Origin of the sequence: Micromonospora sp. URMC 106, assembly GCF_051386395.1 — a bacterium.
Taxonomy (GTDB): Bacteria; Actinomycetota; Actinomycetes; order Mycobacteriales; family Micromonosporaceae; genus Micromonospora.
The window spans coordinates 26,800-39,243 of record NZ_JBPQTP010000028.1; the positions used below are offsets into that span (position 1 = coordinate 26,800).

General features: G+C 75.3%; 11 protein-coding genes and 1 riboswitch. Of the genes, 5 read left to right on the forward strand and 6 right to left on the reverse strand.

The annotated features are described in order from the left end of the window. Nucleotides 1–134: 134 nt before the first annotated feature. From ACSNOB_RS11980 to ACSNOB_RS11995, 4 genes are all read right to left on the reverse strand, one after another. A complete protein-coding gene (locus ACSNOB_RS11980; RefSeq protein ID WP_436686733.1) occupies nucleotides 135–680 on the reverse strand; it encodes a CinA family protein in 546 nt (181 codons plus the stop codon). Nucleotides 681–795: 115 nt separating this feature from the next. After that, nucleotides 796–1,389 carry a CDP-diacylglycerol--glycerol-3-phosphate 3-phosphatidyltransferase gene (gene pgsA / locus ACSNOB_RS11985; protein WP_393104820.1) on the reverse strand — a complete coding sequence of 198 codons (594 nt, stop codon included), beginning with the start codon at nucleotides 1,387–1,389 and terminating at the stop codon, nucleotides 796–798. A gap of 77 nt (nucleotides 1,390–1,466) precedes the next feature. Further along, nucleotides 1,467–2,963, reverse strand: coding sequence for a 30S ribosomal protein S12 methylthiotransferase RimO (gene rimO, locus ACSNOB_RS11990; RefSeq protein ID WP_436686734.1), 1,497 nt, complete (start codon nucleotides 2,961–2,963; stop codon nucleotides 1,467–1,469). Nucleotides 2,964–3,096: 133 nt separating this feature from the next. Continuing rightward, on the reverse strand, nucleotides 3,097–4,020 hold the full coding sequence (locus ACSNOB_RS11995) for an ornithine cyclodeaminase family protein (RefSeq protein WP_436686735.1): 924 nt from the start codon (nucleotides 4,018–4,020) through the stop codon (nucleotides 3,097–3,099). Between the two features lie 89 nt (nucleotides 4,021–4,109). Continuing rightward, nucleotides 4,110–4,175: riboswitch (guanidine-III (ykkC-III) riboswitch) on the forward strand. A 60-nt stretch (nucleotides 4,176–4,235) separates the two neighbouring features. Between ACSNOB_RS11995 and ACSNOB_RS12000 the strand changes: the two genes are divergently transcribed. Continuing rightward, complete coding sequence (locus ACSNOB_RS12000) at nucleotides 4,236–4,550, forward strand: DMT family transporter (RefSeq protein ID WP_393104826.1); 315 nt, start codon at nucleotides 4,236–4,238, stop codon at nucleotides 4,548–4,550. Nucleotides 4,551–4,675: 125 nt separating this feature from the next. Next, nucleotides 4,676–4,921, forward strand: coding sequence for a hypothetical protein (locus ACSNOB_RS12005; RefSeq protein WP_393104828.1), 246 nt, complete (start codon nucleotides 4,676–4,678; stop codon nucleotides 4,919–4,921). Nucleotides 4,922–5,046: 125 nt separating this feature from the next. On the opposite strand, the gene ACSNOB_RS12010 is transcribed toward ACSNOB_RS12005, so the two are convergent. After that, nucleotides 5,047–7,503 carry a DNA translocase FtsK gene (locus tag ACSNOB_RS12010; protein WP_436686736.1) on the reverse strand — a complete coding sequence of 819 codons (2,457 nt, stop codon included), beginning with the start codon at nucleotides 7,501–7,503 and terminating at the stop codon, nucleotides 5,047–5,049. A gap of 113 nt (nucleotides 7,504–7,616) precedes the next feature. Between ACSNOB_RS12010 and ACSNOB_RS12015 the strand changes: the two genes are divergently transcribed. From ACSNOB_RS12015 to ACSNOB_RS12025, 3 genes are all read left to right on the forward strand, one after another. Beyond that, nucleotides 7,617–8,096 carry a YbjN domain-containing protein gene (locus ACSNOB_RS12015; protein WP_436686737.1) on the forward strand — a complete coding sequence of 160 codons (480 nt, stop codon included), beginning with the start codon at nucleotides 7,617–7,619 and terminating at the stop codon, nucleotides 8,094–8,096. Next, the gene (locus ACSNOB_RS12020) at nucleotides 8,093–9,748 is read left to right on the forward strand and encodes a YbjN domain-containing protein (RefSeq protein ID WP_436686738.1); all 1,656 of its coding nucleotides are present in this window, start codon (nucleotides 8,093–8,095) and stop codon (nucleotides 9,746–9,748) included. The genes ACSNOB_RS12015 and ACSNOB_RS12020 overlap by 4 nt, the downstream gene beginning before the upstream one ends. A 79-nt stretch (nucleotides 9,749–9,827) precedes the next feature. Then, a complete protein-coding gene (locus tag ACSNOB_RS12025) occupies nucleotides 9,828–10,658 on the forward strand; it encodes an isocitrate lyase/PEP mutase family protein (RefSeq protein WP_436686739.1) in 831 nt (276 codons plus the stop codon). Nucleotides 10,659–10,739: 81 nt separating this feature from the next. Here ACSNOB_RS12025 and ACSNOB_RS12030 read toward each other — a convergent pair whose 3' ends face one another. Beyond that, entirely contained in the window at nucleotides 10,740–12,428 is a 1,689-nt protein-coding gene (locus ACSNOB_RS12030) for a ribonuclease J (RefSeq protein ID WP_393104840.1), read from the reverse strand. Nucleotides 12,429–12,444: the final 16 nt, after the last annotated feature.

A 12,444-nucleotide genomic window follows, 5' to 3' on the forward strand; every position in this document is an offset into this window, starting at 1 on the left:
CCCTGAGGGACACCACTGTTCCGCACGGCCGGCCGACACGTCGTGCCGGCTCCGACCGTCGGAGCCTTCCCGCAACCGTACCCGTTGCCGGCCCCGCCGACATCCCACCCCGTCTCCCGGATTGCGGTGTCGGGTCACCGCCGCCCGGCGCCGGCGGTGTCGGCCCGCCCGCCGTCGACCGCGCCGTGGATCCGCTCGGCGAGCAGCCGCAGCGCCTCGACGACCGCGGCGGAGCGGATGTGGTCACGACCGCCGTCGAGGTCGAACTGGCGGACGTCGGTGCCGTCGGGTCCGGCCACCGCCACGTAGACCAGCCCGACCGGCTTGCCGTCCTGCGGCTCCGGGCCGGCCACCCCGGTCGTGGCCAGGCCCCAGTCGGCCCCGCAGCGCCGCCGCCCGCCCTCCGCGAGGGCCACCGCCACGTCCGGGTCGACCGGCCCCCGGTCGGCCAGCAGGTCGTCCGGCACGCCGGCGAGCTGCGACTTCAGCTCGGTGGCGTAGACCACCAGCCCGCCCCGGAAGATCCCGCTCACCCCGGCGATCTCCACGATCGAGGCGGCCAGCAGCCCGCCGGTCAGGGACTCGACCGTGGCGAGGGTCTCGTGCCGTTCGGCCAGGCTGTGCACCACGCCCGCCGCCGGGCTTCCCACCGGCCGCGCGCCGTCCGCGTCACTCTCCATGCCCCAGATCCTTTCCCCGCACCACAGGCCCTACTCATCCTCCCCGACCCGAGGTGATCACGCGGGTGGGGGGCACGGGGATCTCCGGACCGCCGTCGGGTGTGGCCGACGGCGGTCAGGCGGCCGGACGGCGCAGGCGGAGCGCCTGGGCGACGTAGTCGAAGCCGGTGACCACCGTGACCCCGACGGCCGCGGCCATGATCCACGGGCCGACGGCGGCGAGGGCGTCCGGCATGGGCCACAGGTACCAGGCGATCGCGAGGATCTGGAGCGCGGTCTTGATCTTGCCGCCCCGGCTGGCGGCGATCACCCCGTGCCGGATCACCCAGAAGCGCAGCGCCGTGATGCCCAGCTCGCGGGCGAGGATCACCGCCGTCACCCACCAGGGCAGCCGGTCGTACCAGGAGAGCAGCAGCAGCGCGGCGCCGGTGAGCGCCTTGTCGGCGATCGGGTCGGCGACCTTGCCGACCGAGGTGACCAGGGCGAACCGGCGGGCGATCCAGCCGTCGACCAGGTCGGTCGCCGAGGCGACGGCGAAGATCAGGCAGGCGACCATCTGCCAGCCGGCGTGGTGCATCCCCGAGACGACCACGGACACCGCGAAGACCGGTACCAGCACCAACCGCAGCGCGGTGAGCGCGTTGGCCGCGTTCAGCACGGGCACCCGGGCCACCACCGGCGCCGGCGTCGGGTCCGCCGCCCCGGTCACCGCCGCGCCCCGCTCCGGCCGCCGCGGCGCACCTGGCACCCCACCACGTGGCTCCCCCGCTCCGTCCGGGCCCGCCGTCACCGTGCCGCGCCGGGCGCAGCCGAGATCATCTCATCCGGGACCGCGACGAGGTCCACCCCTTCGGTGCCCGTCACCGTCGCCCGCACCAGATCGCCCGGGCGCAGCGCGGCCAGGTCCACCCCGCCACCGGCCGGTGCCACCAGGGTGGTCGAGCCGTCGACCTCGGGGGCCTGGTGGGCCGCCCGCCCCTCGACCACGCCGTCGGAGACGGAGTCGACCAGCACCTCGACGGTGGAGCCGAGCCGCTCCTCGGCCCGCTGCGAGCAGAGCTCGTCGGCGAGCGCGCTGAGCTTGTCGTAGCGGCGCTTGACGGTGGCGGCGGAGACCTTGCCGGGCAGCCCGGCGGCCTCCGTGCCGTCCTCGTCGCTGTAGTCGAACACGCCGATCGCGTCGAGCCTCGCCTCGGTCAGGAAACGGACCAGCTCCTGGTAGTCGGCGCGGGTCTCGCCCGGGAAGCCGACGATGAAGTTGCTCCGCGCGCCGGCCTCGGGCGCCAGCGCCCGGGCGCCGGCCAGCAGCTCCAGGAAGCGGTCGGTGGAGCCGAAACGACGCATCCGCCGCAGCACGGGCTCGCTGGAGTGCTGGAACGACAGGTCGAAGTAGGGCGCCACGCCGGGCGTGGTGGCGATCGCCTCGACCAGGCCGGGCCGGGTCTCGGCCGGCTGGAGGTAGCTCGCCCGCACCCGGACGATGCCGTCGATCGCGGCGAGCTGCGGCAGCAGCTTCTCCAGCGCCCGGGGGTCGCCCAGGTCCTTGCCGTAGGAGGTCGAGTTCTCGCTGACCAGCACCAGCTCGCGGACGCCGGTCTTGGCCAGCCACTCCGCCTCGGCGAGCAGCTCGTCCGGCGTACGCGAGACGAAGGCGCCGCGGAAGGCGGGGATGGCGCAGAACGCGCAGCGGCGGTCGCAGCCGCTGGCGAGCTTCAGGGAGGCGACCGGGCCGGTGTCGAGCCGACGGCGCAGCACCTGGCGCAGGTGCGCCGGGGTGTGCTCGTCGGTCTCGGTGACGCCCCGTGCCGGGGTGCCGTGGCCGGGCAGCGACACCGCGCTGTCCCGGCGGGAGACCGGGGTCAGCGGGAGCAGCTCGCGGCGGTCCCGGGGGGTGTGCGCGCCGATCCGCTCGCCGGCGACGACGGCGTCCAGCCGGGCGGCGATGTCCGGGTAGTCGTCGAAGCTGAGCACCGCCTGCGCCTCGGGGAGGCTGTCGGCCAGCTCGCGGCCGTACCGCTCGGCCATGCAGCCGGCGGCGACCACCTTCGCGCCGGTCTCGGCGGCGGCCAGCAGGGTCTGGATCGAGTCCTGCTTCGCCTTCTCGACGAAGCCGCAGGTGTTCACGACCACCACGTCGGCGCCCTCGCCGTCCGTGGTGACCTGCCAGCCGTCGGCGTGCAGCCGGGCGGCCAGCTCCTCCGAGTCGACCTCGTTGCGGGCGCAGCCCAGCGTCAGCAGGGCGACGCGGCGGCCGTCGGCGGTAGGGGAGGTGGCAGACACCATCCGAGGGTACCGGGCCGTCCGCGACCCCCCACGCACGCCCGCCCGGCGTGCAGGGGCGCCCGGCCGCCGGATCCGGTGGCGGAGGGGCCCCCACCGACGACCCGTCGCCGGTGGGTGACGGACGCCACGCCGGTCAGACGGTCGCGGCGGCGACCCGGACGAGGCGGTCGAGCAGGAAGACCTCGGTGCCGGCCAGGCCGGTCGAGCAGAAGAGCGAGACCTGGTCCGCAGCGGTCCGGCCCGGCGTCACGCCGGCCAGCACCGCGCCCAGGTCGCGCAGCCGCCCGGCGTACGACGGCAGCGCCGCGAGCATCGGCGGGTCGTACGCGGCGGCCTGGGCCGGCGAGTCGGTGACCAGCAGGTCCGCCGCGTCCAGCAGGTCCGGGCCGAACTCGTGCCGGTCGACCTGCTTGAAGCCGACCGCGTTGACATGGGTGCCGGGGGCGAGGTCGGCGGCGTCGAGCACCGGGGTGACGCTGGTGGTGGCGAGCACCACGACGTCGCGGTCGGCCACGGCGGCCCGCGCCGAGTCCACCGCCCGCGCCGGCACGCCCAGCTCGGCGCGGACCCGGGCGGCGAACGCCTCCCGCCGGGCGGCCGAGCGGCTGTGCACGGTCACCTCGCGCAGCGGGCGGACCGCGGCGGCGGCCCAGACCTGGGTCCACGCCTGCCGGCCCGAGCCGATCACGCCCAGGGTGGCGGCGTCCGGGCGGGCCAGGGCGGCCACGGCGGCCCCGCCGAGCCCGCCGGTGCGCCGGGAGCCCAGCTCCTCCCCCACGGCCACCGCCCGCACCGCCCCGGTACGCCCGTCGTGCAGCACCACCACCTGCTCGCTCTGCGGGTGCGCGAAGGTGTCGTACGAGCGGAAGCCGTACCACTCGCCGGTGAGGTGCCCGGCGGTGAGCACCATCCGGCCCCCGCCCAGCGGCGCGGCGGCCCGGGGTGGGGCCACCAGGCGGCCGGCGTGCGCGGCGAGCAGGGCGTCCCGCATCGCCGCCACCGTGGTGGGGGCGTCCAGCGCGGCGGTGACGTCGGCATCGGAGAAGAGCAGCGGCATACGCCCATACTGCAAGCTGAAGTTAAGTTGAGGTCAACGGCGGGTGGCCCGCTTCACCCCGCGCGCCGCCCGCCGGTGCTACCGTCGGTCCCGGCGGCCCGAGGGCCGTCCCGGACGAGTCGAGGGCGTACCCGGTCAGGCAAAGACGCCCCGAGGTGAACGACCGACTCGTCCCGGCCCCGGCGGTCCGGGCGCTGACACAGAGGTGATCTTCCATGGCCTGGATCGTGCTGGTGGTCTCCGGACTCCTGGAGACGGCGTGGGCGATCGCCCTCGACCGCAGCGCCGGCTTCAGCCGGCCCGTCCCGTCGGTGGTCTTCGCGGTGACCCTGGTGCTCAGCATGGTCGGGCTGGCGTACGCGCTGCGCGAGATCCCGGTCGGCACCGGCTACGCCGTCTGGGTCGGCATCGGCGCGGTCGGCACCGCCCTGGTCGGGATGCTCGCGCTGGACGAGCCGGCCAACCTGCCCCGGATCGCCTGCCTGCTGCTGGTGGTCGCCGGCGTCGTCGGCCTGAAGGTCTTCCACTGAGCACCGCCCCGCCCTCCGGATTCCACGGGTGACCGCGTGGACGCTCGGGCGTCGAGGCGTGACGAACGGCCACAGTGGGTAGAGGTCGGCCTGGCAACGCAGGCTCTCACCCACCGGAGGCAGACATGGCCGACATGCACACCACCGCCCGCCCGCGCAGCGGCGCCGCCCGCATCTGCACCATCCTGGGCTTCGTCTTCGCGGTCATCGCGATCCTGTTCCTGCCGCCGCTGTTCGGCCTCGCCGGCCTGATCCTGGGGATCGTCGGAGCCGTGCTCGGCGACAAGCCGCTCGGCTGGTACGCCGCCGTCGCCAGCGTGGCCGGGGCGATCATCGGCATGATCATCGGCGCTGCCCTCTACAACTCCTGACCGCCGCTCCCCCCCACGCTGACGGGCCCGCCGGATTCCGGCGGGCCCGTCAGCGTCGGCCGGGGCGCGACGCGCCCGGCCGGGTCGCCACCCGGAGCCCCTCGGCCGGCGGCGCCGGGGCGACCTCACTCGTCGTCGCCGCGCAGGCCCGCCAGGACCTCCTCCAGCTCGTCCGGCTTGACCAGCACGTCGCGCGCCTTGGAGCCCTCCGACGGGCCCACCACGCCCCGGGTCTCCATCAGGTCCATCAGCCGCCCCGCCTTCGCGAAGCCGACCCGCAGCTTGCGCTGGAGCATCGAGGTCGAGCCGAACTGCGAGGTGACCACCAGCTCGACCGCCTGCACCAGCAGGTCGAGGTCGTCGCCGATGTCCTCGTCGATCTTCTTCTTGCCGCTGTCCGGCGGGGCGAGCACGTCGGGGCGGAACTCCGGCTCGCGCTGGTCCTTGCAGAACTTCACCACGTCGGCGATCTCGCGCTCGGTCACCCAGGCGCCCTGGATCCGGATCGGCTTCGAGGCGCCCATCGGCAGGAAGAGGCCGTCGCCGCGGCCGAGCAGCTTCTCCGCGCCCGGCTGGTCGAGGATGACCCGGGAGTCGGCCAGCGAGGAGGTGGCGAACGCCAGCCGGGACGGCACGTTCGCCTTGATCAGGCCGGTGACCACGTCGACCGAGGGGCGCTGGGTGGCCAGCACCAGGTGGATGCCGGCCGCGCGGGCGAGCTGGGTGATCCGGACGACCGAGTCCTCCACGTCGCGCGGGGCGACCATCATCAGGTCCGCCAGCTCGTCCACGATCACCAGCAGGTACGGGTACGGACGCATCTCCCGCTCGCTGCCCGGCGGGGCCTTGATCTCGCCGTTGCGCACCTTGCGGTTGAAGTCGTCGATGTGCCGCACCCCGTTGGCCGCGAGGTCGTCGTACCGCATGTCCATCTCGCGGACGACCCACTCCAGCGAGTCGGCCGCCTTCTTCGCGTTGGTCACAATCGGCGTGACCAGGTGCGGGATGCCCTCGTAGCCCGTCATCTCGACCCGCTTCGGGTCGATCAGCAGCAGCCGCACCTCGTCCGGGGTGGCCCGGGTGAGGATGGACACCAGCAGCGAGTTCAGGCAGGACGACTTGCCCGCGCCGGTGGCGCCGGCGATGAGGATGTGCGGCATCTTGGCGAGGTTGGCCACCACGTAGCCGCCCTCGATGTCCTTGCCGAGCGCCACCACCATCGGGTGGTGGTCGCTGGTGGCGGCGCGCGAGCGCAGCACGTCGCCGAGCGCCACGTTCTCCGGGTCGGTGTTCGGGATCTCCACGCCGACCGCGCTCTTGCCCGGGATGGGGCTGAGGATCCGCACGTCCGGGGACTTCACCGCGTACGCGATGTTGCGGGAGAGCTGGGTGATGCGCTCGACCTTGACGCCCGGTCCCAGCTCCACCTCGTAGCGGGTGACCGTCGGCCCCCGGGTGAAGCCGGTGACGGCGGCGTCCACGTCGAACTGCTCGAAGACGCCGGTCAGCGCGGCGATGACCTCGTCGTTGGCCTTGCTCCGGGTCTTCGGCGCCGCGCCGCCGCTGAGCATGTTCGCCGGCGGCAGCGTGTAGTCGCCGGCCAGCCCGGTCAGCGCGAGCTGCTCGGCCCGCGTCGGGGCCGGCGAGTGCTCCGGCGGGTCGACGGGCCGGCGGCTGGCCGGCACCTTGCCGGGCGGCTTGCGGGGCAGCACGAGGGTCTCCTGGAGGTCCACCCCGTCCAGGTCGTCGTCGAACTCCCCCGGGTCGAGCGGCGGCGGCGCCGCCCGCTTCGTCGGGCGCTTGCGGGCGGGCTTGGCGGGCGCCTCGTCCGTCTCCTCGGCTGCCGGCGGGGCGACGAGGGTGCCGGCCAGCAGGCCGAGCCGCTCCGGGACCTTGTTGATCGGCGTCGCGGTGACCACCAGCAGGCCGAAGACCAGCAGCAGGATCAGCAGCGGCACGGCGACCCAGGCGGTGACCGCCCGTTCCAGCAGACTGCCCACGCCCGCGCCGACCAGGCCGCCCGCGAAGTCGCGCTGGACCGCGTCGACCGGGGCCTGTCCGATGTGCAGCATCGCGGCCGTGGCGACCAGCATCGAGCCCCAGCCGACGAGCCCCCGGCCGCGGTGCTCCGGGTCGGCGGGCTCACGCATGAGCCGCCAGGCCCCGATCATCAGCAGCACCGGCACCACGATGGCGATCGCGCCGAGGAAGAGCCGGACGGTGTCGGCGAGCTGCTCGCCGACCGGTCCGGCGCCGGAGAACCAGATGGCCACGGCGCTGAGCAGGGCGAGGCCGAAGACCAGCAGCCCCGCGCCGTCGCGGCGGTGCTCCGGGTCGAGCCCGCGGGCCGAGGCGGCCTGCCGGCCGGCGGCGCGGAAGGCCCAGCCGACGCCGTGCGCCAACCCCATCCACAGTGCGCCGACCGCGCGCCCGACGAGGAGCCCCGGCCCCGGCCGCGCCGCGGGTCGCCGCCGGGGGGTCGCCCGGGCGGTCTTCTTCGCCGGTTGACGGGCACGGCTGTTCGTGGTGCCACGCGGCGACGCGCCGCGCCGCCGGCTCGCCTGAGAGGTACGGCCCGCCATAGCATCAACTTAACGGCGCGACCCGGCAGATCGCCGCTTTTCCGGGTCGTGTCCGCGCGTCGCAGCGCGGACCCCGCCGCCTCACGTGATATCTGCCTCAGAAGGGATGCCCCATGGCGTCGCCGGGAATCGAGGACGGTCCGGACGGCCCCCTGGCCGGACACCCGGGAGCGCTGCGACCGCTGACCGGTGAGCTGATCGCCGCCGTGCTGCACAGCCGGGGGTACGTGGTCCAAACCGACGCGGACGGTGACCTGGTCGGCCGCTGGGCCGACAGCCTGATCTGGTTCCTGCGGCCGGGCGCCGCCGGCGAGCTGCTCCAGGTGCGCACCCTCGCCGCGCCGACCTTCCCCATCGAGTACGTCCCGGCGCTGCACGCCTTCTGCAACGCCTGGAACCACGACCGGCTCTGGCCGAAGGCGTTCGTGCACGTGGAGGACGACGGACGGGCCCGGGTCTGCGGCGAGGTCATCACCGACCTGGAGCGCGGCGTCACCCCGCACCAGCTCGACCAGTTGCTCGACTGCGGCATCGCCACCGGCTGCCAGCTCGCCACCGAGGTCGCCCGGCTGCCCGGCGGGGTCGTGGCGTGACGGGCCGGGGCGGGGAACCGGCCGGCCGCGAGCCGGACCCGTTCGGGCTGTCCGCCCGGTGGGGCGGGCGGCGGCGCGGGGGCGGCCACCGCGATCCGGCGCTGGCCGAGGCGCTCGCCGACGCCCGCGACGCGCCCGACGGCGAGGCCAGGAGCGCGGAGCTGGAACGGATCGCCGCCCACGCCGACGCCACCGGCGACGACCGGTCCGCCGTCCAGGCCCGGTTCGCACTGATCGAGGCATACCTGCTGCACGGGGAGCGGTGGCGGCTGGTCGAGCCGGTGCGCCGCTGCCTCGCCGCCGTCGACCGCCGCCCCGACCTGCTGCCCGGCGCGGACGCCGAGCTGCTGCCGCGCTACCAGCGCCACGCCGTGGAGGCCCTGCTCGGCAGCCCCCGGGTCGGTCTGGACCAGGCCCGCGCCATGCTCGACGACCTCGCCGCCCGGGCCGGGTCGGGTCCGGACGTGGCGGTGGTCGCCGAGCTGCGCTGCCGGATCGCCGACCACCTCGGCGACGAGCCCGCCGCGCGGGAGTGGTTCGCCCGGTGGTCGACGGCCGGGGCGGGACCGGCCGGCGGCTGCCCGGGCTGCGCGCCGGCCCGGCGGGCGGAGCTGCTCGCCGGGTGGGGCGACGACCGGGCCGCGCTGGACGCGCTGGAGGACACGCCGGACGGCGCGGGAGGCTGCACCGAGCAGCCCGAACGGACGCTGGCCGCCGGGCTGCTGCCCTGGCTGCGGGCCGGGCAGCCGGAGCGGGCGGCCGAGGCGCACGTGCGGGCGTACCGTCGGCACCGGCGGGAACAGGCCGCCTTCCCGTACCTCGCCGCGCACCTGCGGTGGTGTGCGCTGGGCGGGCACCCCGCCCGAGGGCTGGACATCCTCGCCGAGCAACTGCCCCGGCTGGACCGGCCGCACGACGACCTGTCCGCGATGGAGTTCGCCGCCGCTGGCGCCCTGGTCTGCGCGCTCGCCGTCGAGGCGGGGCTGGGCGGGCGGACGGTGCACCGGCCCGGGTCCGGGGCGCGGCCGGCCGCCGACCTCGACGTGGCCACGCTCGGCACCGTCCTGCTCGGGCTGGCCAACGGGCTGGCCGGCAGCTTCGACGCCCGCAACGGCACCGGCCACCAGTCCGGGCGGATCGCGTCCTGGCTCGCCGAACGGCCGCTCGCCGCACCGGTGCCGCTGCCACCCGACGACGACCCGGACGACCCGGGCGATCCGCCCGACGACGGCGCACCGGCCGACGGGGAGCCGCGCCCGCTGACCCTGGAGATGATCACCGCCGCCCTCGACCGGCGCGGGGACCGCTACGCCGTGGACGCCGGCGGCACCGTGGTCGGCCGGTGGGGCGAGGCGCTGATCCAGTTCCGCCGGGCCGGCGAGCGGGGCGACATCCTCCGGGCGCGCTCGGTGGCGAGCCGCCGGCTGCCGGCCGACCGGCTCGCCGAGGCGTACGCGTTCTGCAACGCCTGGAACCACGACCGGCTGCTGCCCAAGGCGTACGTACACGATCTCGGGGGCGAGCTGGTGCTGGCCGGCGACGTCAGCACCGACCTGGCGCACGGGGTGGCCCCGGCCCAGCTCACGGTCCTGCTCGACGCGGCCGTCGACACCGGCGTCGCGTACGCCGACGCGGTGGCCGCGCTGCCCTGACCGTGAGCATGGCGGCGGCCCGCCGATGGGGTCCGAAACCCGCCAGACGATCTCCCTCCGCCCTGGTGGACTGGTGCCCATGACGACGCACCAACAGCACGCCGCCCAGCTCCTGCACTCCCTGCACCGCGCCGGTTCCCCGCTCGTCCTGCCCAACGCCTGGGACGCGGCCAGCGCCCGGATCGTGGCCGACTGCGGCGCGGCGGCGGTCGCCACCACCAGCGCCGGCGTCTCGTGGAGCCTGGGCGCCCCGGACGGCGACGAACTGGACCGGGAGCGCGCCCTGGCGGTGATCGCCCGCGTCGCCGCGGCCGTCACCGTCCCGGTCACCGCCGACATCGAGAGCGGGTACGCGGCCGACCCGGCCGGGGTCGCAAGCACCGTGACCGGGGTGCTGGCCGCCGGCGCGGTCGGCGTGAACATCGAGGACGCCCCGCCGGCGGGGACGTCCCCGCTGCGCCCGGTCGACGAGCAGTGCGCCCGGATCCGGGCGGCCCGGGAGGCCGCCGACGCGGCGGGGGTGCGGCTCTTCGTCAACGCCCGCACCGACGTGTTCCTGCGGGCGGTGGGCGACCCGGCGGACCGGCTGGCGGAGACGCTGCGCCGCGCGGCGGCGTACCGGGCGGCGGGCGCGGACGGGATCTTCGTGCCGGGAGTGGCGGACGCCGAGACCATCGGGGCGCTGGTCGCCGGGATCGACGGCCCGGTCAACGTGCTCACCGGGCCGGGTGGGCTCCCCGTCGCCACGCTGGCCGGCCTGGGGGTGGCCCGGGTCAGCCTCGGCTCGGCGCTCGCCGAGGCCGCGTACGGGCTGGTCCGCCGGGCCGCCACGGAGGCGCTGCGCTCCGGGTCGTACGACTCGCTGGCCGGCGCGATGGGCTACGGCGAGCTGAACGCGCTGCTGACCTGAGCAGGGCCCGGTCGGTCTCGCCCCCGGACGCGACGACGCCCGCCCGCACACGGGGTGCGGGCGGGCGTCGCGGTGGCGCGGTCAGACCTCGACGACGGTGGGCACGATCATGGGCCGGCGCCGGTACGCGTCGTTCACCCACCGCCCCACGGTGCGCCGGACGATCTGCTGGAGCTGGTGCGGGTCGGTGATGCCGTCGGAGGCGGCCCGGTTCAGGGCCTCGGTGACCAGCGGGATCACCGGACTGAACGCCTCCGGGTCCTCCGAGAAGCCCTTCGCCGAGAGGGTCGGACCGCCCACCACCTTGCCGGTCACGGAGTCGACGACCACCGTGGTGGCGATGAAGCCGCCGTCGCCGAGGATCCGCCGCTCGGTGAGCAGCGACTCGCTGACGTCGCCGACGGCCAGGCCGTCGACGTAGACGTAGCGGCTCTTCACGTGCCCGACGAGGCTGGCCCGGCCCTCGACGAGGTCGACGACGTCGCCGTCCTCGCAGAGCACCACCCGGTCCGGGGCGACGCCGGACTCGATGCCGAGGCGGGCGTGCGCGCGCAGGTGACGCCACTCGCCGTGCACCGGCATCAGGTTGCTCGGGCGGACCACGTTGAGCAGGTAGAGCAGCTCGCCGGCGGGGGCGTGACCGGAGACGTGCACCTTGGCCACGTCCTTGTGTACGACCACCGCGCCGGCCCGGGCCAGCCTGTTGATCACCCGGTAGACCGAGGTCTCGTTGCCCGGCACCAGCGACGAGGCGAGCACCACCGTGTCGCCGGGGGCGATGGTGATGTGCCGGTGGTCGCCGCTGGCCATCCGGCCCAGGGCGCTCATCGGCTCGCCCTGCGAGCCGGTGGACATCAGCACGATCTGCTCGGGCGGCATCGTGGTCGCCTCTTCCAGCCCGACGACCAGCCCCGCCGGGATGTTGAGCAGCCCGAGGTCGCGGGCGATACCCATGTTGCGGACCATCGAGCGGCCGATCAGGGCGACCTTGCGGCCGTGCTCGGCGGCGGAGTCGAAGACCTGCTGCACCCGGTGCACGTGCGAGGCGAACGAGGCGACGATGATCCGGCCGCGCGCCTTCGCGAAGATCGAGTCGAGCACCGGCCCGATCTCCCGCTCGGGGGTGACGAAGCCGGGGATCTCCGCGTTGGTGGAGTCCGAGAGCAGCAGGTCCACGCCCTCGGCGCCGAGCCGGGCGAACCCGGCCAGGTCGGTGATCCGGCCGTCCAGCGGGAGCTGGTCCATCTTGAAGTCGCCGGTGTGCAGCACCAGGCCGGCCGGGGTGCGGATGGCCACCGCGAGCGCGTCCGGGATCGAGTGGTTGACCGCGAAGAACTCGCACTCGAACGGGCCGAGCCGCTCCCGGCCGCCCTCCCGCACCGTCAGCGTGTACGGCTGGATCCGCCGCTCGGCGAGCTTCGCCTCGACCAGGGCCAGGGTGAACTGCGAGCCCACCAGCGGAATGTCGGGCTTGTGGGCGAGCAGGTAGGGCACCGCGCCGATGTGGTCCTCGTGGCCGTGGGTGAGCACGATGGCCTGCACGTCGTCGAGCCGGTCCAGGATCGGGCCGAAGTCGGGCAGGATCAGGTCGACGCCGGGCTGCTCCACGTCCGGGAACAGCACCCCGCAGTCGACGACGAGCAGCTTGCCGTCGTACTCGAAGACGGTCATGTTCCGACCGATGGCGCCGAGCCCGCCGAGCGGGATGATCCGCAGCCCACCCTCCGGCAGCGGCGGGGGCAGTTCCGCCTCGATGTGCGCCTCGGTCACGCGTCCACCTCATTCT

What these genes read in the sequence shown, in the direction of transcription:
- ACSNOB_RS11980 (WP_436686733.1), bottom strand. Translation starts at nt 680, where the DNA reads ATGGAGAGTGACGCGGACGGCGCGCGGCCGGTGGGAAGCCCGGCGGCG.
- rimO (WP_436686734.1), bottom strand. Translation starts at nt 2,963, where the DNA reads ATGGTGTCTGCCACCTCCCCTACCGCCGACGGCCGCCGCGTCGCCCTG.
- ACSNOB_RS11995 (WP_436686735.1), bottom strand. Translation starts at nt 4,020, where the DNA reads ATGCCGCTGCTCTTCTCCGATGCCGACGTCACCGCCGCGCTGGACGCC.
- ACSNOB_RS12000 (WP_393104826.1), top strand. Translation starts at nt 4,236, where the DNA reads ATGGCCTGGATCGTGCTGGTGGTCTCCGGACTCCTGGAGACGGCGTGG.
- ACSNOB_RS12005 (WP_393104828.1), top strand. Translation starts at nt 4,676, where the DNA reads ATGGCCGACATGCACACCACCGCCCGCCCGCGCAGCGGCGCCGCCCGC.
- ACSNOB_RS12010 (WP_436686736.1), bottom strand. Translation starts at nt 7,503, where the DNA reads ATGGCGGGCCGTACCTCTCAGGCGAGCCGGCGGCGCGGCGCGTCGCCG.
- ACSNOB_RS12015 (WP_436686737.1), top strand. Translation starts at nt 7,617, where the DNA reads ATGGCGTCGCCGGGAATCGAGGACGGTCCGGACGGCCCCCTGGCCGGA.
- ACSNOB_RS12025 (WP_436686739.1), top strand. Translation starts at nt 9,828, where the DNA reads ATGACGACGCACCAACAGCACGCCGCCCAGCTCCTGCACTCCCTGCAC.